Raw genomic sequence first — 21161 nt, 5'->3', positions numbered from 1 at the left:
TTTTTTATGAAAATATGATGTAAACTTTATTGATTTCCTAAAATGATAGGTAATCCACTATCTCCAGAACCAATAACGATCACTTTGCTATTTGGTGACTCAGCTAATTTCATAGTGGCATCAATACCTTTATCTTGTAAAATTTTATCTGTTAACGAGGCGCTTAAAATACGGTTAGATTCAGCCTTTCCTTCAGCTTCAATAATTACTTTTTCTGCTTCTTTAGCAGCAGTAACTAATCTAAATTCATACTCTAAAGATTCTTGTTCTTGTTTTAATTTACGTTCTATAGCTTCCCTAATCGTTGAAGGCAACGTAACATCTCTAACTAAAATTTCGTTTAATTGTACAAATTGTTTTTCAAGAATTATTTTAGTTTCTAAAAATATCTCATCTTGAATGGCGTCACGTTTGCTTGAATAAAGCTGTTCTGGCGTATAACGACCAACAACACTACGAGCAGCACTACGAATAGCCGGCTGTATAACACGTTGTAAATAATTCTGACCAAGAGATTGGTGTAAATTTCCTAAGTCATTATAAACGGGCTCATACCATGCAGAAGCATCAATTTGAATTTCTAATCCGTTAGATGACAGTACTTTCATTTTTTCAAAAAGCTCTTGTTGACGTACTTCATAGACAAACACCTTATTCCAAGGCGCTACAAGATGAAAACCTTCACTCATAGGTGGTTTATCTGTAACAACGCCATCTCCAAAGGTCTTAAACAATACGCCTGCCTCACCAGAATCTATGGTTACAGCAGATTTTGCCAATACAATAATAAGTATGATGGCAGCAATAATAATTGGTATTCCTATTTTTGGTAATTTTTCCATGTTTTATTTTATTTAAATTAATCCGTTATATTTTCTTAAAAACCATTCTATAGCTAAGCTTAAAGCTATTAAAAAGAGTAAATATTTCCAATCTATCAAAGGTATGATATTTTTATGTTCTTTTTGGATAGTTTGGTATCTATTGTCATTTATTAAATCACTTATCAAAGATTCAGTATTTCCTATAAAATAACTATTACCTAAACTATTAGTAGCAATTTGCTGGAGTTTTGTTACATTGGCATTTAAAAATTGTTGTTCAACATTATATTCAAGAATTTTAAATGCTCCTGCTTTCGTTATATTTTCATTGCTAGGGTGCACCTTAAACGTATAATCTGAAGGTGTCAGACTACTTAAATCTACTTGATAGCTGTTATTTTTAAGAATAAATGGAAAAGATTTTTCTTCCCCTGACTCCACGTCTTTAACCTCGATAACCAATGTTTCTCTGGTATCAAACTCATAATTTTTATCAAAAAACTCGGCATTAAAGATAACACCGTTAGCTCCGTTATAAAAGGAATTATAATCAATACTCAAGCGCTCTTTACGCTTATTAGACGATAAGTATTGAATGATTTTACTGAAAAAATCATCAAAACTATTGAATGAATTCGTGTTTAAAAAACTTTGAGCACGCCATTGCCAAATGTTCTCCCCTAATAGTAAACCTTCGCGTCGTCCATTGTTTTCAAACGTTGCCAACAATGGTTCATCCGTTGTAATATTTCTAAGTTTTTTAAAAAGGATGGTTTCAAAAGGGATTGAAAATGAAACATTACCAAAATTTGATTTTAATGGTGGAAATGTTTCAAAATTAATGTCATTAATAATAAAAGGCGTATAATTTGAATTAAAATAAGGCAAATAATCTTCTGTTTGATTCGTTATTTCATTCTTAAAATAAGACACAGAAGTATTCATAAATTGTAAGTCTGTTTTAGAACCAATAATGAAAAGCGAATTCTTATTTTTTAATGGGATTATTTCCATTAGATTCTTAAATGTATTATTTGGCTGATACAGTATAATTAATTGAAAATCATCAATTTGTTTTATAACCTCATTTGGTTTTAATATAGAAGCCTTTCGTTGTTCGTTACTTTCAATACTCTTTTTAAAGGCGCCTATATCTGGATGTATCATATCACTAACAATAGCAACATTAGTTTTTTGATCAATCACTTCGACAGCAAAAAACTTAGTATTATTGACATTGTTTTTCTCGCTATCAATTTGATTGATATGAGCCTTATAGCTAAATACACCAACCTTATTAGCTTCTAAGGTGAAATTTAGGACTTTAGAATTTGAATCTTTTGTAAAATGTATAGGTTCTGAATATACTAGTGATTTTCCATAATACACTTCAAAACGCGTATCAATCTTATTATTTCCATTATAAGCCACAATGCATTCAACTGGAAATTTATTTTTTAAAAATGCATATTTATTTACATTAAGAGTTTGAATGCTTACATCTGTATAAGCTGTTGTATCGCCTAAAATAATTGAATACACCGGTTGCTTATACGTGTATGCCATATTTTCATAATCATTACCTATGGTTTGATTGCCATCTGAAACAAGTAGCATCGGTGCTACATTATTTTTATAGACCTGTGATAATTGCTTAAACAAATTATCGAGATTCGTTTCGTTATCAGAAAAACTAATGGAGTCTGAAGCAACGACATTATTACCGAAGGTATAGGTTTCTATATTGAACTTTTCAATTAACTTATTATTCTCTAATATACTTCCTATAAAAGTTAAGGCGTTTTTATCTTGATTTAAGTGTTTAATGGAAGATGAATTATCAATGGAAACGACTAAACTAGGTTTTTCTTTGTAATAAGAAATTTGGTTGAATTTTGGGTTTATTACAAGAAGTAAGATTGAAAAAATAGTTAGAAACCTTAAAAAGATAAAGACAATTTTCAACCTTTTATCAGCAGTATTCTTGCCATTATAGAGAAATAGCGCCAATAATAGCGCTATAATTCCTGAAATAATAATATATATACTTGTTTCTATAGACATTGATGATTACAATAAACTTTCAATTTAAAGAAAAAACTAAGTAAGCATACCTCCATCAACATGCAACGTTTGCCCCGTTACATAAGCGCTTAAATCACTTGCTAAAAACACACAAACATTGGCAACATCTTCAGGAGTTCCCCCACGTTTAAGAGGGATTCCAGCGCGCCATCCTTTTACAACCTCTTCATCTAATTTAGCAGTCATTTCTGTCTCAATAAAACCTGGCGCAATCACATTACTTCTTATATTTCTTGAGCCTAACTCTAAGGCAACAGATTTTGAAAACCCTATGATTCCTGCTTTTGAAGCTGCATAATTCGTCTGTCCAGCATTACCTTTTACGCCAACAACAGAACTCATATTAATAATTGAGCCTTTACGTTGTTTTAGCATGGTTCTTTGAACAGCCTTGGTCATATTGAAAACAGATTTTAAATTAACTTCAATAACCGAATCAAAATCCGCTTCAGTAATACGCATAAGCAAATTGTCTTTTGTAATACCTGCATTATTTACTAAAATATCTATACTCCCAAACTCAGCAGCAACGTCATCGGCTAATTGTTGCGCTTCATTAAAATCGGCAGCATTACTTTTATAGCCTTTAGCTTTAACACCCATGGCGTTTAACTCACTCTCTAATTCATTGGCTGCTTCAACAGACGAACTGTATGTAAAAGCAACATTAGCACCTTGCTGTGCGAAAACTTGAGCAATTCCGCGACCTATTCCTCTACTGGCCCCTGTTATAATGGCTGTTTTTCCTTCTAATAATTTCATATGTCTTTAATATTTATTTTTAACGGTCACATGATACATCCTGATTCATTATTTAAATAAATACTTATACTATATTTTTTTGGATGTTTCCTGTGTTTTTATAATGATATGTTGATGTTCAAATATAACAAATACAAATGGCTTCAAATAAAAAAACCTTACAAGATTTCTGTAAGGTTTTTAAATATTTTAAAGCAATTATTTTACATTGATGCTAAAACTTCAGCTACTTTCTTACCAATTTCAGCAGGAGAATCAACCACATGTATGCCACAAGATCTCATAATTTTCTTTTTCGCTTGAGCCGTATCATCGCTTCCGCCAACAATAGCTCCAGCATGCCCCATCGTTCTTCCAGCAGGAGCTGTTTCACCTGCAATAAAACCAATAATAGGTTTTTTACTTCCACTAGCTTTATACCAGTTGGCTGCATCGGCTTCTAATTGACCTCCAATTTCACCAATCATAACAACGGCTTCGGTTTCTGGGTCCTTAATAAGTAATTCAATAGCCTGTTTTGTTGTGGTTCCAATTATAGGGTCTCCACCAATTCCAATAGCCGTTGTGATTCCTAAACCTTGTTTTACAACTTGGTCTGCAGCCTCGTAGGTTAGCGTTCCTGATTTAGACACAATACCTACGGTTCCTTTTTTGAAAACAAATCCAGGCATAATACCTACTTTTGCTTCTTCAGGCGTAATAACCCCTGGACAGTTAGGACCAACCAAACGACAGTCTCGATCTTTTATATAATCTGAGGCTTTTATCATATCAGCCACAGGAATCCCTTCCGTAATCGCTATAATAACTTTAATTCCGGCATCAGCGGCCTCCATAATAGCATCAGCAGCAAACGCTGGGGGCACAAAAATAATGGTCGTATCAGCACCTGCTTTTTCTACAGCATCTGCGACTGTATTAAATACAGGTCTGCCTAAATGGGTTTGACCACCTTTTCCTGGTGTTACACCTCCAACAACATTAGTGCCGTATTCAATCATTTGACCGGCATGAAATGTTCCTTCACTACCTGTAAAACCTTGTACTATTATTTTTGAATCTTTGTTTACTAAAACGCTCATTTTTTTTTATTATTTAACTAAAACTAGTACAAAAATACTTTATTGAAATTTGTTTTAAACTATTTTATTTTATTTTTTTAAGTTCTGATAAAATATTTGGAATTTGTTTCACCGAAGCCATTTCTCTAAGCTCAATTCTGGCTTCTTGAGCTGGAGTTCCCCAATAGGTTTTATGGCCTTCTAAGGATTTACTGATTCCCGATTGCGCATGAACAACGGCTTTCTCACCAATAGTGATGCCGCTTGTGCAACCCACTTGACCCCAAATTGTGACCTCATCTTCAATCACTACACAGCCAGCAATACCCACTTGAGAAGCTATTAAACAGTCTTTACCGACAATGGTATCATGACCAATTTGAATTTGATTATCCAATTTAGAACCTTCCCCAATAGTAGTATCACCTGTAACACCTCTATCAATAGTGCAAAGGGCTCCTAGATCTACATCGCCTTCAATCACAACGCGTCCACATGATTTTAAACGATCATATCCTTCCGGACGTCTTTTATAATAAAAAGCATTAGCGCCTAAAACAGTACCAGAATGAATGGTTACGTTATTACCAATAATAGTATCATCATATATACTTACATTGGAATGAATAACACAATTATCACCAATTACAACATGATGTCCTATAAAGCAATTTGGCTGTATGACGGTGTTTTTTCCTATAACTGCTGAATCTGATATGGACGATTCTGATGCAACAAAAGGCTTAAAATGATTGGTAAGAGTATTAAAGTCTCTAAAAGGATCATCACTTATTAGTAATGCCTTTCCCGCTGGGCATTCCACTTTTTTATTAATTAAAATAATGGTTGCTGGAGAATTTAGAGCTTTATCGTAATATTTGGGATGATCAACAAATACTATATCACCGGGCGTAACGACATGAATTTCATTCATGCCTAAAACAGTAAAGTTTTCGTCTCCAACAAATTCACAAGTAATTAGTTGTGCAATTTGTTTTAAAGTATATGGTTTTGGAAATTTCAATGAAAACTATTCTTTAACACGTTCTTTATACGTACCCTTGTCTGTTTCTATCTTAATTTTATCACCTTCATTAATAAACAAAGGGACATTTACCGAAGCTCCGGTTTCAACCGTTGCTGGTTTTGTCGCATTAGTTGCGGTATTCCCTTTCACACCAGGTTCTGTAGCGGTGACTTCAAGAACAACACTTGCAGGCATTTCTACAGAAAGTGGCATGTTGTCTTCGGTATTAATAATAACTGTAACAACCTCACCTTCTTTCATTAAACCTGGATTATCTAAAGCGGCTTCAGTTAATTGAATTTGCGTATAATCTTCTTGATTCATAAAATGGTAGAATTCACCATCATTATATAAAAATTGAAACTTATGAGTTTCTACGCGAACATCCTCTAATTTATGACCGGCAGAAAACGTATTATCTAAAACTTTTCCATTCGTTACACTCTTCATTTTTGTTCTTACAAAAGCAGGACCTTTACCTGGTTTTACGTGTAAAAATTCAATAATTTTATAAATATCATTATTATATTTAATACATAATCCGTTTCTAATATCACTTGTAGTTGCCATATATTACTGAGTTGTAAAGTCGTTTATTATTAATTTATTTTGTTTACAATTTTTAATTTGATTTGAAGTAGCCTTTCATGATACCTCTGTGCGAATTCTTTATAAATTGAAGAATCTCGTCACGTTCTGGAGTCGCTTCCATTTCAGCTTCAATAATTTCAGACGCCTGAGTATTATTATAGTTTTTCTGATAGAGTATTCTAAAAATATCCTGAATTTCTCTTATTTTATCTGAGGTATACCCGCGTCTTCGTAACCCTACTGAATTTATTCCTACATATGATAAAGGCTCTCGAGCGGCTTTAACAAATGGTGGAACATCCTTTCTTACTAAAGAGCCTCCTGTTACAAATGCATGGTTTCCTATGGATACAAATTGATGAACCGCTGTCATACCAGCTAAAACCACATAATCTCCAATGGTAATATGCCCTGCTAGGGTACTGTTATTCGAGAATATACAGTTATTACCAACAATACAATCATGCGCGATGTGGCAATATGCCATAATTAAACAATTATTACCAATAACCGTTTTCATTCTATCCGCAGTCCCTCTATTAATGGTAACACACTCTCTAATAGTAACATTATCTCCTATTTCAACCGTCGTATCTTCGTCATTATATTTTAGATCTTGAGGAATAGCTGAAATGACTGAACCCGGAAAAATATTGCAATTTTTCCCTATTCTCGCACCTTCCATAATGGTAACATTGCTACCTATCCAAGTGCCTTCTCCGATTGTAACATTGTTATTAATGGTTGTAAAAGGCTCAATTACTACATTTTTTGCAATTTTTGCGCCCGGATGTACGTATGCTAATGGTTGATTCATTTTTATAATTTTAATTTTGATAAATCGGTAAAAATGTGTTCGCAATGTAATGTTTTCGCGTCAAAGAAAATTATTGTTATTGCTCGGTTCATTTCTTGATTTTTAATTCTTTAAAGTTGAAATGTGTTGATAAAAATAATCATTAGAACACGAGTAAAGACTACAAATATTTGTTTTGTTCATAATTATTTTACTTTTGATATCTGAGCCATAAGCTCAGCTTCTGCACAAAGTTTTCCATTTGCATAGGCATACCCTTGCATATGACAAATACCTCTTCTAATCGGTGTTATTAATGAGCACTTAAAAATAAGTGTATCGCCAGGAACCACTTTTTGCTTAAACTTCACATTATCCATTTTCATAAAAAACGTTAAGTAATTCTCAGGGTCTGGCACTGTATTTAATACTAAAACACCCCCCGTTTGAGCCATGGCCTCAACGATTAAAACACCCGGCATCACGGGTGCTCCCGGAAAGTGACCAGCAAAAAATGATTCGTTCATCGTTACATTTTTTGTAGCGATAACATGATTTTCTGACAATTCAAAAACCTTATCAATTAACAAAAAAGGCTGTCTGTGAGGTAACATCGCCATAATTTGATTCACATCCATTAATGGAGGCAGGTTCAAATCAATTTTAGGAACATTATTTCTCCTTTCATTTTTAATGATTTTAGACATTTTTTTCGCAAACTGAGTATTCACAAAATGTCCGGGTTTATTAGCAATCACTTTTCCTCTTATATGAGTTCCAATAAGCGCTAAGTCGCCTAACACATCTAACAGCTTATGTCTTGCAGCTTCATTAGGATGATGTAAAGTCAAATTATCTAAAATACCATTTGGTTTAATAGAAATGGAGTCTTTTTTAAAGGCTATTTTAAGTTTTTCAAGTGTTTCGGGCGACAAGGCTTTATCAACATAAACAATAGCATTATTTAAATCACCTCCTTTAATTAAACCATGTTCCAAAAGCATTTCAATCTCATGTAAAAAACTAAAGGTTCTTGAATCTGAAATGTCTTTCTTAAAATCTGACACTTTATTTAACGTCGCATTTTGGGTTCCTAATACTTTAGTTCCAAAATCAACCATCGTGGTAATTTGATATTCTTTTGAAGGCATTACCAAAATTTCACTTCCCGATTCTTCATCGGTATAGGAAATAATATCTGAGATAATATATTCTTCTCGAAATGCATCAAGCTCTACTATACCGGCTTTTTCAATAGCTTCAACAAAGAATTTTGAAGATCCATCCATAATTGGTGGTTCAGAAGAATCTAGATCAATAATAACATTATCAACATCCATTCCTACTAAAGCGGCTAGAACATGTTCAGAGGTTTGAATAGTAACGCCATTTTTTTCTAAACAAGTTCCTCTTTCTGTGTTTGTTACTAAGGTTGCATCTGCTTCAATAACTGGTGAACCCTCAAGATCAACACGCCTAAAGGCTAATCCGGTATTAGGTTTTGAAGGTTTAAAAGTAATTGTTACGTTTTTTCCAGTATGTAAGCCAACACCAGATAAAGAGATATCCTTTTGTATTGTTTTTTGCTTTATTTCTGTATTAACTATTGCCATCTATTTTTTTTTCTATATCATTAATATCTTTAACAATCTTCGTTAAGTTCTTAAAGTGAACATACGATTTATTGTAGTCACTTAGTGCCAAAGCAGGTGAGCCTTGAAGCACTTCATTATCTTTTACGTTTCTCGCTATTCCTGATTGCGCTTGAATTTTAACATTATTACCTATTGTTAAATGTCCGACAATCCCTACCTGACCTCCAATAACACAATTTTCACCAATTTTTGTTGATCCAGCGATACCAGTTTGTGCCGCAATCACCGTGTTTTTTCCAATTTCAACATTGTGTGCTATTTGAATTTGATTATCTAACTTAACACCTTTTCTAATAATAGTAGATCCTAAAGTTGCCCTATCTATAGTGGTTGTAGCGCCAACATCAACAAAATCTTCAAGAATTACATTACCAATTTGTGGTACTTTACTGTATTCTCCATTACTTCCAGGCGCAAACCCAAACCCATCAGCCCCAATAATAACACCTGAATTGAGCACACAATACTTACCAATTATAGTTTCAGAATATATTTTTACACCAGGAAAAATCATGGTATTATCTCCTATAACCACATTATCTCCAATGTAAGCGCCAGGAAAAATCTTTACATTATCCCCTATTTTAACGTGATCTCCAATGTATGAAAACGCGCCAATATAAATATTTTCGCCATAAACCACATTGTCTGAAATGTGACTTGGTTGTTCTATTCCTGTTTTATTTTGTTTAATTAAATTATAATATTCAAGAAGCTTAGAAAACGATTTATAAGCATCCTCTACCATAATTAACGTTGTATTAAGCTTATTATCAGGTATAAAAGACTTATTTACAATGGTTATTGACGCTTTTGTTGAATATATAAATGGGGTGTATTTCGGATTAGCCAAAAATGTCAGAGATCCTTCCGTGCCTTCTTCAATTTTAGATAATTTAGAAACTACGACATTGGGATTACCATCAATATCACCTTCTAAAATCTCTGCTATTTGTTGTGCTGTAAATTTCATCCGAAAAAAATAGTTTCATTATAAAGTCAGATAAAATTTGCATAGAGAAACGTTTATTTAATGTTAACATTCTTGATATGCTCATATCACACTTTAAGTTTGTTGCTTTTGTTCAATCGAGGCAAAAATATGAAAAATGTCCTAAAGTTTTTCTTTAGGGTAACATATATAATATTTTGTAACTGGTTTTGATAAGGCTTTTATGTTAAATTGGTCTGATGCTTTTGTTATGTCTTCAATTTTACCAGACTTATATAAAATATGAATACTCTGGGTTTTTGGCATGTATGCTTGATTTGAAATTTCTCCGGTAAACACAAAATACTCGGCTTCTTTTTTAGTAATTTGATATTTTAAAATGAGCGTATTTAAATGCGATTCAAAATGCTTTAGTTTATTTTTTTTATTCTTAATTTTTATTTTTAACAAAGACCTATCCAAAATCATCTGACATAGATTACTTAACACAAAATCATCATGGTGTTGCCATTCCTTTAAAGATGAAACAATATCAAAATCATCTAGTTGAGAAAACGTGTTAAGAATATCGTTATTAAAATCTTTTAAAGAAATATCATGATTTAAAAAATATCCAAAGGCCTTACTGGTGGTTAAATGAACGCCTGAATTAATTAATTCTTTTGCACGTTTCAAAACTCTAATTAATAATTGTTCTGCAACAATTCCTGTTTTATGTAAATATACTTGCCAATACATAAAACGTCTGGCATTAATAAATTTTTCAATACTGTAAATACCCTTCTCTTCAACAACCAACATATCATCAACAACATTCAACATGGTAATTAAACGCTCACTATTAATATTTCCTTCAGCAACACCTGTATAAAAACTATCGCGTTTTAAATAATCTGCACGGTCCATATCCAATTGACTCGAAACAAGCTGACACATAAACTTTCTATGATAGTCCCCTTTAAAAATTTGGATAGCAAGCGTTAAACTTGAGTTAAATTCTTCGTTCAAACGCTCCATAAAAAGCAATGAAATTTGCTCGTGAGAGACATTATTTACAATACTATGTTCCATAGCATGAGAGAACGGTCCATGCCCAATATCGTGTAATAAAATAGCAACATAAAGCGCGTTTTCTTCTTCTTTACTTATTGTAACCCCTTTAAAACGAAGTATTTCTATCGCTTTTTGCATTAAATGTACGCACCCAATGGCATGATGAAAACGCGTGTGGTGGGCACCGGGATATACCATATAAGACATTCCCATTTGAGTAATTCTTCGTAAACGTTGAAAATACCTATGCTGAATTAAATCAAAAATAAGCGTATTAGGAATAGTAATAAAACCGTAAATTGGGTCGTTAAAGATTTTAAGTTTGTTCAAACTTTAAATTTTTAATATTAATTGATACAAATATAAATATATGACGGGCATAAAACCCTAATTATAGATAAAAACAAAAAATACACTATAAATGTTTACAAACTATTTTTTTTAAATGAATACGATACATATACTTTGGATTGATGATGAAATTGATTTATTAAAACCTCATATAATTTTTCTTAAACAACGAAACTATCATGTTACAACATGTTCCAGTGGTTCTGAAGCATTAGATATCTTAGACGATATGAATTTCGATATTGTTTTTTTAGACGAAAACATGCCTGGCTTATCAGGTCTTGAAACTCTTAATGAAATAAAAGAAAAAAAAGATAATCTTCCAGTAGTCATGATCACTAAAAGTGAAGAAGAATATATCATGGAAGAAGCCATTGGTAATAAAATAGCCGATTACCTGATTAAACCTGTCAACCCAAACCAAATTTTACTAAGTCTAAAAAAGAATTTAGATCATTCTCGATTAGTTTCAGAAAAAACAACATCCAATTATCAGCAAGAATTCAGAAAAATAGCTATGGAATTATCTATGGTTAATTCTTTTGAGGAATGGGCGGCTTTATATCAAAAACTTATTTATTGGGAAATTCAATTAGAAAATATTGAAGATGTAGGTATGTTTGAAATATTGGAATCTCAAAAGATTGAGGCCAATTCGCAGTTTGGTAAATTTATTGACAAAAACTATGCAAGTTGGTTTGATAATCATTCTGATGCACCTGTTATGTCTCATAAGTTATTTAAATATAAAATTGCGCCCGAATTAAGTAAAGAGCAACCTACTTTATTGGTTGTAATAGATAATTTAAGGTATGATCAGTTTAAGGTTTTTGAACCCATAATCAATAATTATTATAAAAAAGAAAGCGAAATACCCTTTTATAGTATTTTACCCACGGCTACACAGTACGCTCGAAACGCTATTTTTTCTGGACTAATGCCAAGTGACATGGAAAAAATGTATCCTCAATATTGGAAAAATGATACCGACGAAGGCGGTAAAAATTTACACGAAGAAGATTTTTTAAATACGCAAATGAAACGACTTGGGTTAACGCATTTAAATTATGAATATTATAAAATTACGAATTTAAAGAATGGCAAAAAATTAGTTGATAATTTTAATTCGTTAAAAAACAATGACTTAACGGTGGTTGTTTATAATTTTGTTGATATGCTTTCCCACTCAAAAACAGAAATGGAAGTGGTTAAAGAATTAGCGTCAAATGATAAAGCTTACAGGTCTTTAGCCTTAAGCTGGTTTAAAAACTCCCCGCTGTTAGAAATGATTCATCAGGCACAATTATTAGGTTTTAAACTTATTTTAACCACAGATCATGGCACTATTAATGTAAAAAACCCCTCTAAAGTTGTTGGAGATAGAGATACCAGTCTAAATTTGAGATATAAAACAGGTAGAAGTTTAACCTTTGAAAGTAAGGATGTTTTTGAAGCTAAAGACCCAAAATCTATTCATTTGCCCTCCATTAACATGAGTAGCTCTTTTATATTTGCTAAAGGTGATTTATTTTTTGCCTATCCGAATAATTACAATCATTATGTGAGTTATTATAGAAATACGTATCAGCATGGCGGTGTGTCACTTGAAGAAATGATTATCCCTTTTGCTGTTTTTAGCCCTAAATAACTCCATATAATGCAAAAAACATCGATGAAATACATATTTTATTAGGTTATTTCAATTTTTATTAATAATATTGCCTTATAATTTTAATATTGAAATGGATTATTATTTAGATACTATTGATGACATTTCTAAACGTATTATTGAGAATGTAACCTCTAAAATAATTTTAGTTTATGGTGACATGGGTGCTGGAAAAACGACGCTCATCAAATCAATAGTAAAAAACTTAGGAAGTAAAGATGATGTAAGCAGTCCTACGTTTTCAATTGTTAATGAATATGAGGCCATAAACGATCTCATTTATCATTTCGATTTATATCGATTAAATGATATTGAAGAAGCGTATAATTTTGGAATTGAAGAATATTTATACTCTAATCACTGGGTTATCATTGAATGGCCTGAGATTATAGAATCTATCCTTCCAGAAGATATTAATAGAATTGATTTATGTATTAATGATAATAAATCGAGGTCTATAACACTAAATTTTAAATTAAATTTTGATAAACAGATAGGCTAAATATGAAGTAAAACAACAAAATGTAACCCCGAATAATGAAGATTTACGGTAAAACCACAACGCGATTTTTTAAAACCAATGTGTTTTAACATAATTTTAACATTTCGCTAAATTCTTCAGAATACTTTTCTCTACATTTGAGGTAATTAATTAATTAATCCCTTAAATTATGAAAACTAAAAAGTATTTAATTGCACTAGCAATTTTCGGAGGCATGTTGTTTACGGCTTATGCAGCAAACGCATTTAACCAAGATGGACACCAAACAGCCAAAGTTGAAAAAGCAAAAATCAAAGTTCCTTGCGGAGGATAAAAAAAGCTTGATAATAGGAAGTATCCTAGCAACATTAATAGCTATGACTCCTTATTTATTTTATTTATATGAAAGTGTTCCAAGCACAGCTGTTTGGAACACTTTTATGTTTACTTACAATAGTGGCTATTATGAAAATGCCAATGTTTCTATGTGGGTTCTTACTTCTAAAGTTATTCCTTTGTTTTTGCTTTTAATTTGGTTTTTTACCTGTAGACATTGGTGGTTTCATGCAATTCTAGTACCAATAGCAATGTATAGTTATCAAATATTTTTGCTTTTAAGACAAGATAATCAAGAGTTTATTGATAGTAATCAATTAATATATTTAATTCCTATTATGGCTGTAATTGTGCCTTCTATTTATTTGATTAGAGCACAAATTTTCAATAAAATAAATGAAGCTACAAAATCGTTACAAGAGCTAGAAGACGAGTTTAAAGTAAGGCCTAAAACGTTTTGGGATAAATTGAAACAATATTTTTAATTACTTTTTATTTAAACGGTCTCGCTCTTCTAAATCAAAGGTTCTTTGATTATTTTTTAGATTGGTATTCCCGAATTTATAATTAAAACCAAAGGTAAATAACCGGTTTTCAATTCTTGAATTTAAATAATAATCCTGATTTAAGAATTTATTGGTTTGTGTAAAGTTTTGTGTGTTAAATACATCGGTAACGCCAATACTAACAGAAGCTTTATTCTTCAAAAACGTCTTTTTTAAATTGATATTAAGTCCGTGTCTGCTTGTAACTTTGGAAGGCCCACTTGCAACGGGAGAAATATATAAATACGAGATATCAGCCGTTAGGCTTTTGTCTTTAAGGAATGATAAATAATTAATAAATTGTGTGTAAAACGACCATTGATTATTGGTGACTAATTTATTATTAATGTCTTCAGCATAAAATTGATTTTCCTCATGAAAAAGGGATGATAATACATATACATTCCAATCTGTGACAACTTTCGTAAAGGTCATAAAATCTAATCCGTATGATATATTTTTATCAATATTAATATTAATATACTTTAACAAATTTTCGGTGTTATCTTGTAAAATAATTTCTTGCGTCGGGCTATTTTCATATCTGTAATACGCTTCAAATGTATACTTTTTGTTAAAGGTATATCCTAAAGTAAATACATCATCAATTTCTGGTCTTAAATTAGGGTTACCAATCAAATAAGCATTGTCATTTAAAAAATATTTAAACGGATTTAATTCATTATATCGTGGTCTGTAAATACGTTTATTATAGTTAAAATAAAAGTCGTTATTCTCATTAAAACTGTGCAACACATAAAACGAAGGAAATAATTTAAAATAATCTGTTTCATTAACTTGACTCGTAGACAATGAGTTCCCTTTTATCTGAGTATACTCTGATCTTAACCCCCATTTCAAACTCCAAGATTCCCAATCTTTAGAAAAACTAACATACCCTGCATAGTTCATTTCGTCATATATAAACGTATCCGAATTCTGTAAATCTTCTTCTTTTATGCCATTAACAAAAATAAATTGATTTAGAATACTTTCAGAATCAATACTGGAATATTTAAAACCTGATTCAAAATTAGCGGAATGATTCATTGGTAATTCATAATCTAATTGACCGGTGTATATCTTAACGTTCTGACTTGAAAATGTTTGAAACTTATTATCTCTAAAGGATTCTGTTATATTAGGTAGAAAATATCCCGTGTCAACATTTTGAAAACTTGAAAAATCATAATCGGTATAATGACCGTTCACCATAAGCTTCTCTCCTTCCTTTTTGAAATTATGAGTATAATTTAAATTAAAAGAGAGATTATACGTTTCATCAACCAGACGATTCGTTGTTTGAAAAGTAGAATCCAACACACTATTCGCATTAAAAACTTCTGTTAATGAATTCACCGATGTCCTTGTATGCTCTCTAGGTGAAAGGACCATATTCGTTGAAACACCCAAGATATTGCGATCATCGAATTTAAAATCAATATTAGCATTGATCGTTTGATTCATAATCTCTCTCGTTCTTTTAAAGTCTGTATTCCAACGTGATGTTGTTTGATTATTATCTATAAAATTGACAACTTCGTTATTATGTCTAAAATCTTTTCTCGGGCTTATGCCGTAATTCGCATACGCATCAATACGTTCCGACTTAAAAAAATGGCTTGTTCCTAAAGAATATTTTGGGAATTCTGATCCTTGTTTATATGTGCCGAACAGGCTTCCATTATAACCCGGTGACACACTTTTACTCATAATGATATTAAGCACAGAACCACCTTCAGATTCGTATTTTGCAGGTGGATTGGAAATGACTTCAATAGATTTTACGCTGCTAGCGGAGGTGCCTTCTAACAATTGTTGAATTTCATTTGCTGATAAATGTACCCTTCTATCATTAATATAAACCGTTGGAGAACTTTTTTTTATGAAAATATTCTCACCTAAAACTAAAACACCAGGTGTGTTCTTCAACACATCAAATATATTATTATTGGAAAGCGTGCTATTCTCAACATTAAAAACTAATCGGTCTACCATTCGTTGTACCGTTGGCCGCTTTGCTACAACAGTGACCCCATCTAATTGATGTGCTTGCTCTTTTAGTACAATGGTATTGATGGTGGTATCTCTTTGTAAACTTATAGTATCTTGATAAGAATCAAAACCTAAAAAACTAACTTTTAGTGCATAATCTGAAGCCTTTAAATTTTCAATAATAAAGGTACCATCTTCATCAGAAGTTGTTCCAGATATATTTGCATTAGCATTTACTTGAGTTAGGGTAACATTACAAAAAGCAATCGGGTTATTGCTTTCATCTTTAACCTGTCCATTTAAAGAATATTGCTGGGCATAACTAGATAAAGAAACTAAGAATACGAGAGATTTAAGTAGCTTTACATTCATAAACATAAATAGAAAACAAATTTACAATTTTCAAACGACGTAAAATTACGGTAAAACCGTAACTCAATTCAATTTGAATAAGAATTAGCTAAGATTCAAAAATTTATTTGTAATTTAATTTTTTATTTAACAAAATAAAATATGTCTAAATCTTTATCGCCATTTACGAAGCAACAACTCTTACCACAAGAGGAAACTCTGGAGATTTTTAAACGTAAAGGAGAATTATATATTGGGATTCCTAAAGAAACGGCTTTTCAAGAAAAACGTGTTTGTTTAACACCAGATGCCGTTTCAGCTCTGGTTAATAATGGTCACAAAGTCCTTTTTGAAGCTGGTGCCGGCATCGGAGCGAGTTTTAGTGATAAAGATTATAGCGAAGCGGGTGCTGAAATAACGAAGGATACGGCTAAGGTTTATGCCTGCCCAATGGTATTAAAGGTAGAACCACCAAGCCTTGAGCAAATTAAATTGTTAAATCCGCAAACCATACTAATATCGGCACTCCAATTAAAAACACAAAGCAAAAAGTATTTTGAATTATTAGCCTCTAAACGAATCACAGCACTTGCATTTGAATTCATTAGAGATAACGACGGCTTATATCCAGCGGTAAGATCGTTAAGTGAAATAGCCGGAACCGCCAGTGTGCTTATAGCCTCTGAATTATTGTCGAATAGTTCTGAAAGTAATGGGGTGTTATTTGGTAATATTAGTGGTGTGCCTCCAGTTGAAGTTGTCATTATTGGTGCAGGGACCGTTGGTGAATTTGCCGCAAGAAGTGCTATTGGATTGGGCGCGAATGTTAAAGTGTTTGATAATTCAATTTCAAAATTGAGACGCATTCAAACCAATATCGGAAGACCTTTGTTTACCTCAACATTTCAACCAAAAAATTTAACCAAAGCCTTAAAACGCTGCGATGTGGCTATTGGTGCTGTAAGAGGCTCAAACAGATCCCCTATTGTGGTGACTGAAGCCATGGTAGAGACGATGAAAAAAGGGTCTATTATTATTGATGTGAGTATTGATATGGGTGGCTGTTTTGAAACCAGTGAAGTTACCACACATAAAAAATCAACATTCCAAAAACATGGTGTGATTCATTATTGTGTCCCCAATATTCCTGCAAGATATTCTAAAACATCTTCTGTTTCTATTAGTAATATTTTTACACCTTATTTATTAAAAATCGCTGATGATGGCGGTATTGAAAATTCTCTAAGATTTGACAAAGGTTTAAAAAATGGATTGTATTTTTACCACGGCATTTTAACCAATAAATCTGTTGGAGAATGGTTTGATTTAAAATATAGTGATATCAATTTACTTATATTTTAAATATCAAAACAACACATGCTTCAAAAATAGTTTAGTACATGAAATTAATACAACGTTTTGGATACTACCTTGGCGGTTTTTCCATAGGACTCATAATTTTAGCATTTTTTTTAAATGGCAAAAAAGTCTCTTGTGATTATTCACCGCAAGCAAGAACACTAAAAAACATTAATACCAAGCAGATTGTATATTCAGAGGATATTAACGCAGCCATTTCTAAAAATGACCTGGATTCTCTGACTATAACTTATCTGTTAAAACATGGGCATATCAATTTTGACGGACGTGCCAGAAAAAAACCCTGTGGAATTTATGCTATTGAAGGCGCATACAAAGAAACAGAGATGATTTTAACGGTTGAAAATTGTGATAGCATAGCCACTATTTTAAACATTTCTATGCCTGAGTAATATGATGAAACGCGTGTTTGATGTTTTCTTTTCACTTTTAGGCGTCATCTGTTTGTCTCCCTTTTTACTGCTTATGGCTATTATTATAAAATTAGACTCAAAAGGACCTGCTTTATTTATTCAACCGCGTGTTGGCTTACATAATAACGATTTCAATATCCTTAAGTTCAGAACCATGTATATGGAATCTGAACAAAAAGGGTTATTAACCATAGGGAACAAAGATGCACGGGTTACGAAAGTCGGTTATTTTTTAAGGCGTTATAAAATCGATGAATTCCCGCAACTCATCAATATTTTAATAGGCGATATGAGTTTTGTTGGCCCAAGACCAGAATTAAGAAAATACGTAAATCACTATCCAAAAGAAGATATGGCGGTGTTTGATGTTAGACCAGGAATTACAGGTTTAGCCTCTATAGCGTTTAGAAACGAGGTGGAACTTCTTAAAAAAGCAAAAAACCCCGAAGCCTATTTTATTAAAACAATCATTCCTGAAAAGAACAGACTCAACAAACGTTATATAGAGAAAATCCGTTTGTGGTACGATTTAAAACTCATCGTCATTACGGTTATAAACGTTTTAACTAAATAATGCGTTTAAATCGTATTTGTATTAGGTATCAATGCTTATTTTTTATATTTTGCATACGCATTACGCCCTTTTTATCTGCTTCTTAACGATGAACACCTATGAATGAATCGCTTTCTAATCACATAAAAACGTTATTAGAAGTGTCTTCTTCATTTCCAATTAATAAAGAAGTTAATCCAGATTTTGATTTTTCGAACCAAACCATTTTAATAACAGGTGCCGCAGGAACTATTGGCAGTGGTCTTTCAAAGTTACTGGCAACCAGTACCTTTAAAAATCTGATACTGCTTGATAATGCTGAAACACCGCTTTATTACCTGCAAAAAGAATTTGAATTACATCGGTTCTCCAACATACACTTTATACTGGCTGATATTAGAGATAATCATGCTATGGAGGAAATTTTTAAAGCATATAATCCCAGCTATATCTTTCATACAGCAGCGTATAAACACGTGCCCATGATGGAATCGAATCCGTATGAAGCTGTAAAATTAAATATTCTGGCGACCAAACATTTAGCCGATTTAGCCTTAAAACATAGGGTGAAGACATTCCTCTTTATTTCTACTGATAAAGCTGTAAACCCCATAAGTGTGATGGGAATGACCAAACGCATTGGAGAATTGTATTTAGAGTCCTTAAATTTAAAGAATAGCACTCGGTTTTTAACCACCCGGTTTGGAAATATTCTAGGCTCTAACGGGTCTTTAATTCCGCTTTTCAAAAAACAATTAGATTTAGGAATCCCTTTAACAATAACAGGTAAAGAGGTGACCAGATATTTTATTAGTAATAAAAAAGCATGCCTGCTTATTTTAAAAATTGCAGTCCATAACCATTGGGAACATGCCTTGTTTACCTTTAAAATGGGCGACCCCATCAGAATTATAGATGTGGCTCTTGTTTTTTTAGAAATAAATCGTCTCAATATTAAAAATAACATTGAAATGATTGGGCTTAGACCAGGAGAAAAATATCATGAAACCTTTGTGTCTGATACGGAAGTATTAAAATCAACAGATGATACAGACATCATGTATATAACGTCTAAAAAAGAGCAAAAGGCACCAACTTTTAACTGGAAATCAATCGAAGACATAACGCCTTTAGATCGTCCGTCACAAATTAAAGCGATTTTAGAAAGATCTATCTAAAACATACTATAGCAGTTTTCGTCGTTGCTTTTCTTTTTTTAATAAAGCTAATTCTCTACCCGTTTGTCCAGCAACAGAAGTATTCTCTTCAGCGCGTCTAATTAAATATGGCATCACATCCTTTACAGGTCCAAAGGGCACGTATTTAGCCACATTATACCCTTTATCAGCCAAATTATAGCTAATATGATCACTCATACCATAAAGTTGTCCAAACCAAGCCCGTTCATCGTTATTTTTTAGGCCTTTTTCTTTCATAATCTTCATCATCAAATAAGAACTTTCTTCATTATGAGACCCATTAAAAACCGACATGTCTTCAATATGCTCTACCATATAGGCAACGGCATCATTATAGTTTTTATCAGTGGCCGCTTTATTCGGACACATGGGCGTTGGATAGCCTTTCGCTTCGGCACGCTCGTTTTCTTTTTCTAAATAAGCCCCTCTTACCAGTTTCATACCTAAATAATAGCCTTTTTCCTTAGCTAATTGGTGTTCAGCTTTTAAAAAGTCCAAACGATCGGTGCGATACATTTGTAAGGTATTAAAAACAATAGGTTTCTCCGTATTATATTTTTCCATCATCTCTCTAACCAAAATATCCGAAGCCTCTTGCATCCAACTTTCTTCAGCATCAATTAAAACAGCAATATCGCGTTCTTTACCGCGTTTACATACAGCATCATAACGATTTACAACGCGTTGCCATTCTTCTTGTTCCTTTTCGGTTAGTTGGTCTTTATTTCCAACCTTTTCAAATAGTTTTAACCGACCAAAACCAGTTGGTTTAAAAACAGCAATGGGCATCGCCTCCTTTTCATTAGCAAAATCGATGATTTTTAAGGTCATCGTCATAGCAGCATCAAACTCTTTATCATTTTCTTTGCCTTCAACAGAAAAATCTAAAACAGAGCTTACACCTTTTTCAAACATCCTATCAATAACGGGTAAGCAATCTTCCTCATTAACACCCCCGCAAAAATGGTCAAAAACGGTAGATCGAATAAGGCCTTCGATGGGTAAATGCGCTTTAATAGCAAAGTTAGTGGCAGCAGCTCCTATTTTAACCAAAGGTTCTATAGAGATCATTTTAAATAGGA

Annotated in this window: 20 protein-coding genes; 8 read left to right on the top strand and 12 right to left on the bottom strand. The window is 32.5% G+C overall.

What is annotated here, in order from left to right:
- Window positions 1–26: 26 nt before the first annotated feature.
- The 10 genes from AC15TD_RS04500 to AC15TD_RS04455 all read right to left on the bottom strand — a co-directional run bounded on the left by AC15TD_RS04500 (window position 27) and on the right by AC15TD_RS04455 (window position 11136).
- The gene (locus AC15TD_RS04500) at window positions 27–842 is read right to left on the bottom strand and encodes a prohibitin family protein (RefSeq protein ID WP_484450939.1); all 816 of its coding nucleotides are present in this window, start codon (window positions 840–842) and stop codon (window positions 27–29) included.
- A gap of 12 nt (window positions 843–854) precedes the next feature.
- Window positions 855–2888, bottom strand: coding sequence for a VWA domain-containing protein (locus tag AC15TD_RS04495; protein ID WP_484450938.1), 2034 nt, complete (start codon window positions 2886–2888; stop codon window positions 855–857).
- Window positions 2889–2924: 36 nt separating this feature from the next.
- Window positions 2925–3671 (bottom strand): 3-oxoacyl-[acyl-carrier-protein] reductase, encoded by a 747-nt coding sequence (gene fabG, locus AC15TD_RS04490; protein WP_484450937.1) that lies wholly within the window; start codon window positions 3669–3671, stop codon window positions 2925–2927.
- Window positions 3672–3874: 203 nt separating this feature from the next.
- Window positions 3875–4753, bottom strand: coding sequence for a succinate--CoA ligase subunit alpha (gene sucD / locus AC15TD_RS04485; RefSeq protein ID WP_484450936.1), 879 nt, complete (start codon window positions 4751–4753; stop codon window positions 3875–3877).
- Window positions 4754–4817: 64 nt separating this feature from the next.
- Window positions 4818–5756: a UDP-3-O-(3-hydroxymyristoyl)glucosamine N-acyltransferase gene (locus AC15TD_RS04480; RefSeq protein WP_484450935.1), complete on the bottom strand. Its 939-nt coding sequence runs from the start codon at window positions 5754–5756 to the stop codon at window positions 4818–4820.
- A gap of 6 nt (window positions 5757–5762) precedes the next feature.
- Window positions 5763–6329, bottom strand: coding sequence for an elongation factor P (gene efp / locus AC15TD_RS04475; protein WP_484450934.1), 567 nt, complete (start codon window positions 6327–6329; stop codon window positions 5763–5765).
- A gap of 52 nt (window positions 6330–6381) precedes the next feature.
- Window positions 6382–7167 (bottom strand): acyl-ACP--UDP-N-acetylglucosamine O-acyltransferase, encoded by a 786-nt coding sequence (lpxA, locus tag AC15TD_RS04470; RefSeq protein ID WP_484450933.1) that lies wholly within the window; start codon window positions 7165–7167, stop codon window positions 6382–6384.
- A 185-nt stretch (window positions 7168–7352) separates the two neighbouring features.
- Window positions 7353–8759 carry a bifunctional UDP-3-O-[3-hydroxymyristoyl] N-acetylglucosamine deacetylase/3-hydroxyacyl-ACP dehydratase gene (locus AC15TD_RS04465; protein ID WP_484450932.1) on the bottom strand — a complete coding sequence of 469 codons (1407 nt, stop codon included), beginning with the start codon at window positions 8757–8759 and terminating at the stop codon, window positions 7353–7355.
- Complete coding sequence (gene lpxD / locus AC15TD_RS04460) at window positions 8746–9774, bottom strand: UDP-3-O-(3-hydroxymyristoyl)glucosamine N-acyltransferase (protein WP_484450931.1); 1029 nt, start codon at window positions 9772–9774, stop codon at window positions 8746–8748. Before lpxD ends, AC15TD_RS04465 begins: the two co-directional genes overlap by 14 nt.
- Before the next feature lie 141 nt (window positions 9775–9915).
- Window positions 9916–11136 carry an HD domain-containing protein gene (locus AC15TD_RS04455; RefSeq protein WP_484450930.1) on the bottom strand — a complete coding sequence of 407 codons (1221 nt, stop codon included), beginning with the start codon at window positions 11134–11136 and terminating at the stop codon, window positions 9916–9918.
- A gap of 115 nt (window positions 11137–11251) precedes the next feature.
- Here AC15TD_RS04455 and porX point away from each other — a divergent pair, with 115 nt between their 5' ends.
- From porX to AC15TD_RS04435, 4 genes are all read left to right on the top strand, one after another.
- Complete coding sequence (gene porX, locus AC15TD_RS04450) at window positions 11252–12805, top strand: T9SS response regulator signal transducer PorX (RefSeq protein ID WP_484450929.1); 1554 nt, start codon at window positions 11252–11254, stop codon at window positions 12803–12805.
- Between the two features lie 94 nt (window positions 12806–12899).
- Window positions 12900–13328, top strand: coding sequence for a tRNA (adenosine(37)-N6)-threonylcarbamoyltransferase complex ATPase subunit type 1 TsaE (tsaE, locus tag AC15TD_RS04445; protein ID WP_484450928.1), 429 nt, complete (start codon window positions 12900–12902; stop codon window positions 13326–13328).
- Window positions 13329–13497: 169 nt separating this feature from the next.
- Window positions 13498–13641 carry a hypothetical protein gene (locus AC15TD_RS04440; protein ID WP_484450927.1) on the top strand — a complete coding sequence of 48 codons (144 nt, stop codon included), beginning with the start codon at window positions 13498–13500 and terminating at the stop codon, window positions 13639–13641.
- Between the two features lie 43 nt (window positions 13642–13684).
- Complete coding sequence (locus AC15TD_RS04435; protein ID WP_484450926.1) at window positions 13685–14128, top strand: hypothetical protein; 444 nt, start codon at window positions 13685–13687, stop codon at window positions 14126–14128.
- On the opposite strand, the gene AC15TD_RS04430 is transcribed toward AC15TD_RS04435, so the two are convergent.
- On the bottom strand, window positions 14129–16555 hold the full coding sequence (locus tag AC15TD_RS04430) for a TonB-dependent receptor domain-containing protein (protein ID WP_484450925.1): 2427 nt from the start codon (window positions 16553–16555) through the stop codon (window positions 14129–14131).
- A gap of 141 nt (window positions 16556–16696) precedes the next feature.
- On the opposite strand from AC15TD_RS04430, the gene AC15TD_RS04425 reads away from it, so the two are divergent.
- The 4 genes from AC15TD_RS04425 to AC15TD_RS04410 all read left to right on the top strand — a co-directional run bounded on the left by AC15TD_RS04425 (window position 16697) and on the right by AC15TD_RS04410 (window position 20058).
- A complete protein-coding gene (locus AC15TD_RS04425; RefSeq protein WP_484450924.1) occupies window positions 16697–17896 on the top strand; it encodes an alanine dehydrogenase in 1200 nt (399 codons plus the stop codon).
- 38 nt (window positions 17897–17934) lie between these two features.
- Window positions 17935–18306, top strand: coding sequence for a hypothetical protein (locus AC15TD_RS04420; protein WP_484450923.1), 372 nt, complete (start codon window positions 17935–17937; stop codon window positions 18304–18306).
- A 1-nt stretch (window position 18307) separates the two neighbouring features.
- Entirely contained in the window at window positions 18308–18901 is a 594-nt protein-coding gene (locus AC15TD_RS04415; protein ID WP_484450922.1) for a sugar transferase, read from the top strand.
- Window positions 18902–18999: 98 nt separating this feature from the next.
- Complete coding sequence (locus AC15TD_RS04410; protein ID WP_484450921.1) at window positions 19000–20058, top strand: polysaccharide biosynthesis protein; 1059 nt, start codon at window positions 19000–19002, stop codon at window positions 20056–20058.
- 6 nt (window positions 20059–20064) lie between these two features.
- Here AC15TD_RS04410 and AC15TD_RS04405 read toward each other — a convergent pair.
- Window positions 20065–21161: proline dehydrogenase family protein (locus AC15TD_RS04405; protein ID WP_484450920.1), on the bottom strand; the 1097-nt coding region annotated here is incomplete at its 5' end.

The organism is Yeosuana sp. (assembly GCF_057126245.1).
The sequence above is the reverse complement of the archived record's forward strand: the minus strand, read 5'-3'. Positions and strand labels throughout refer to the sequence as shown.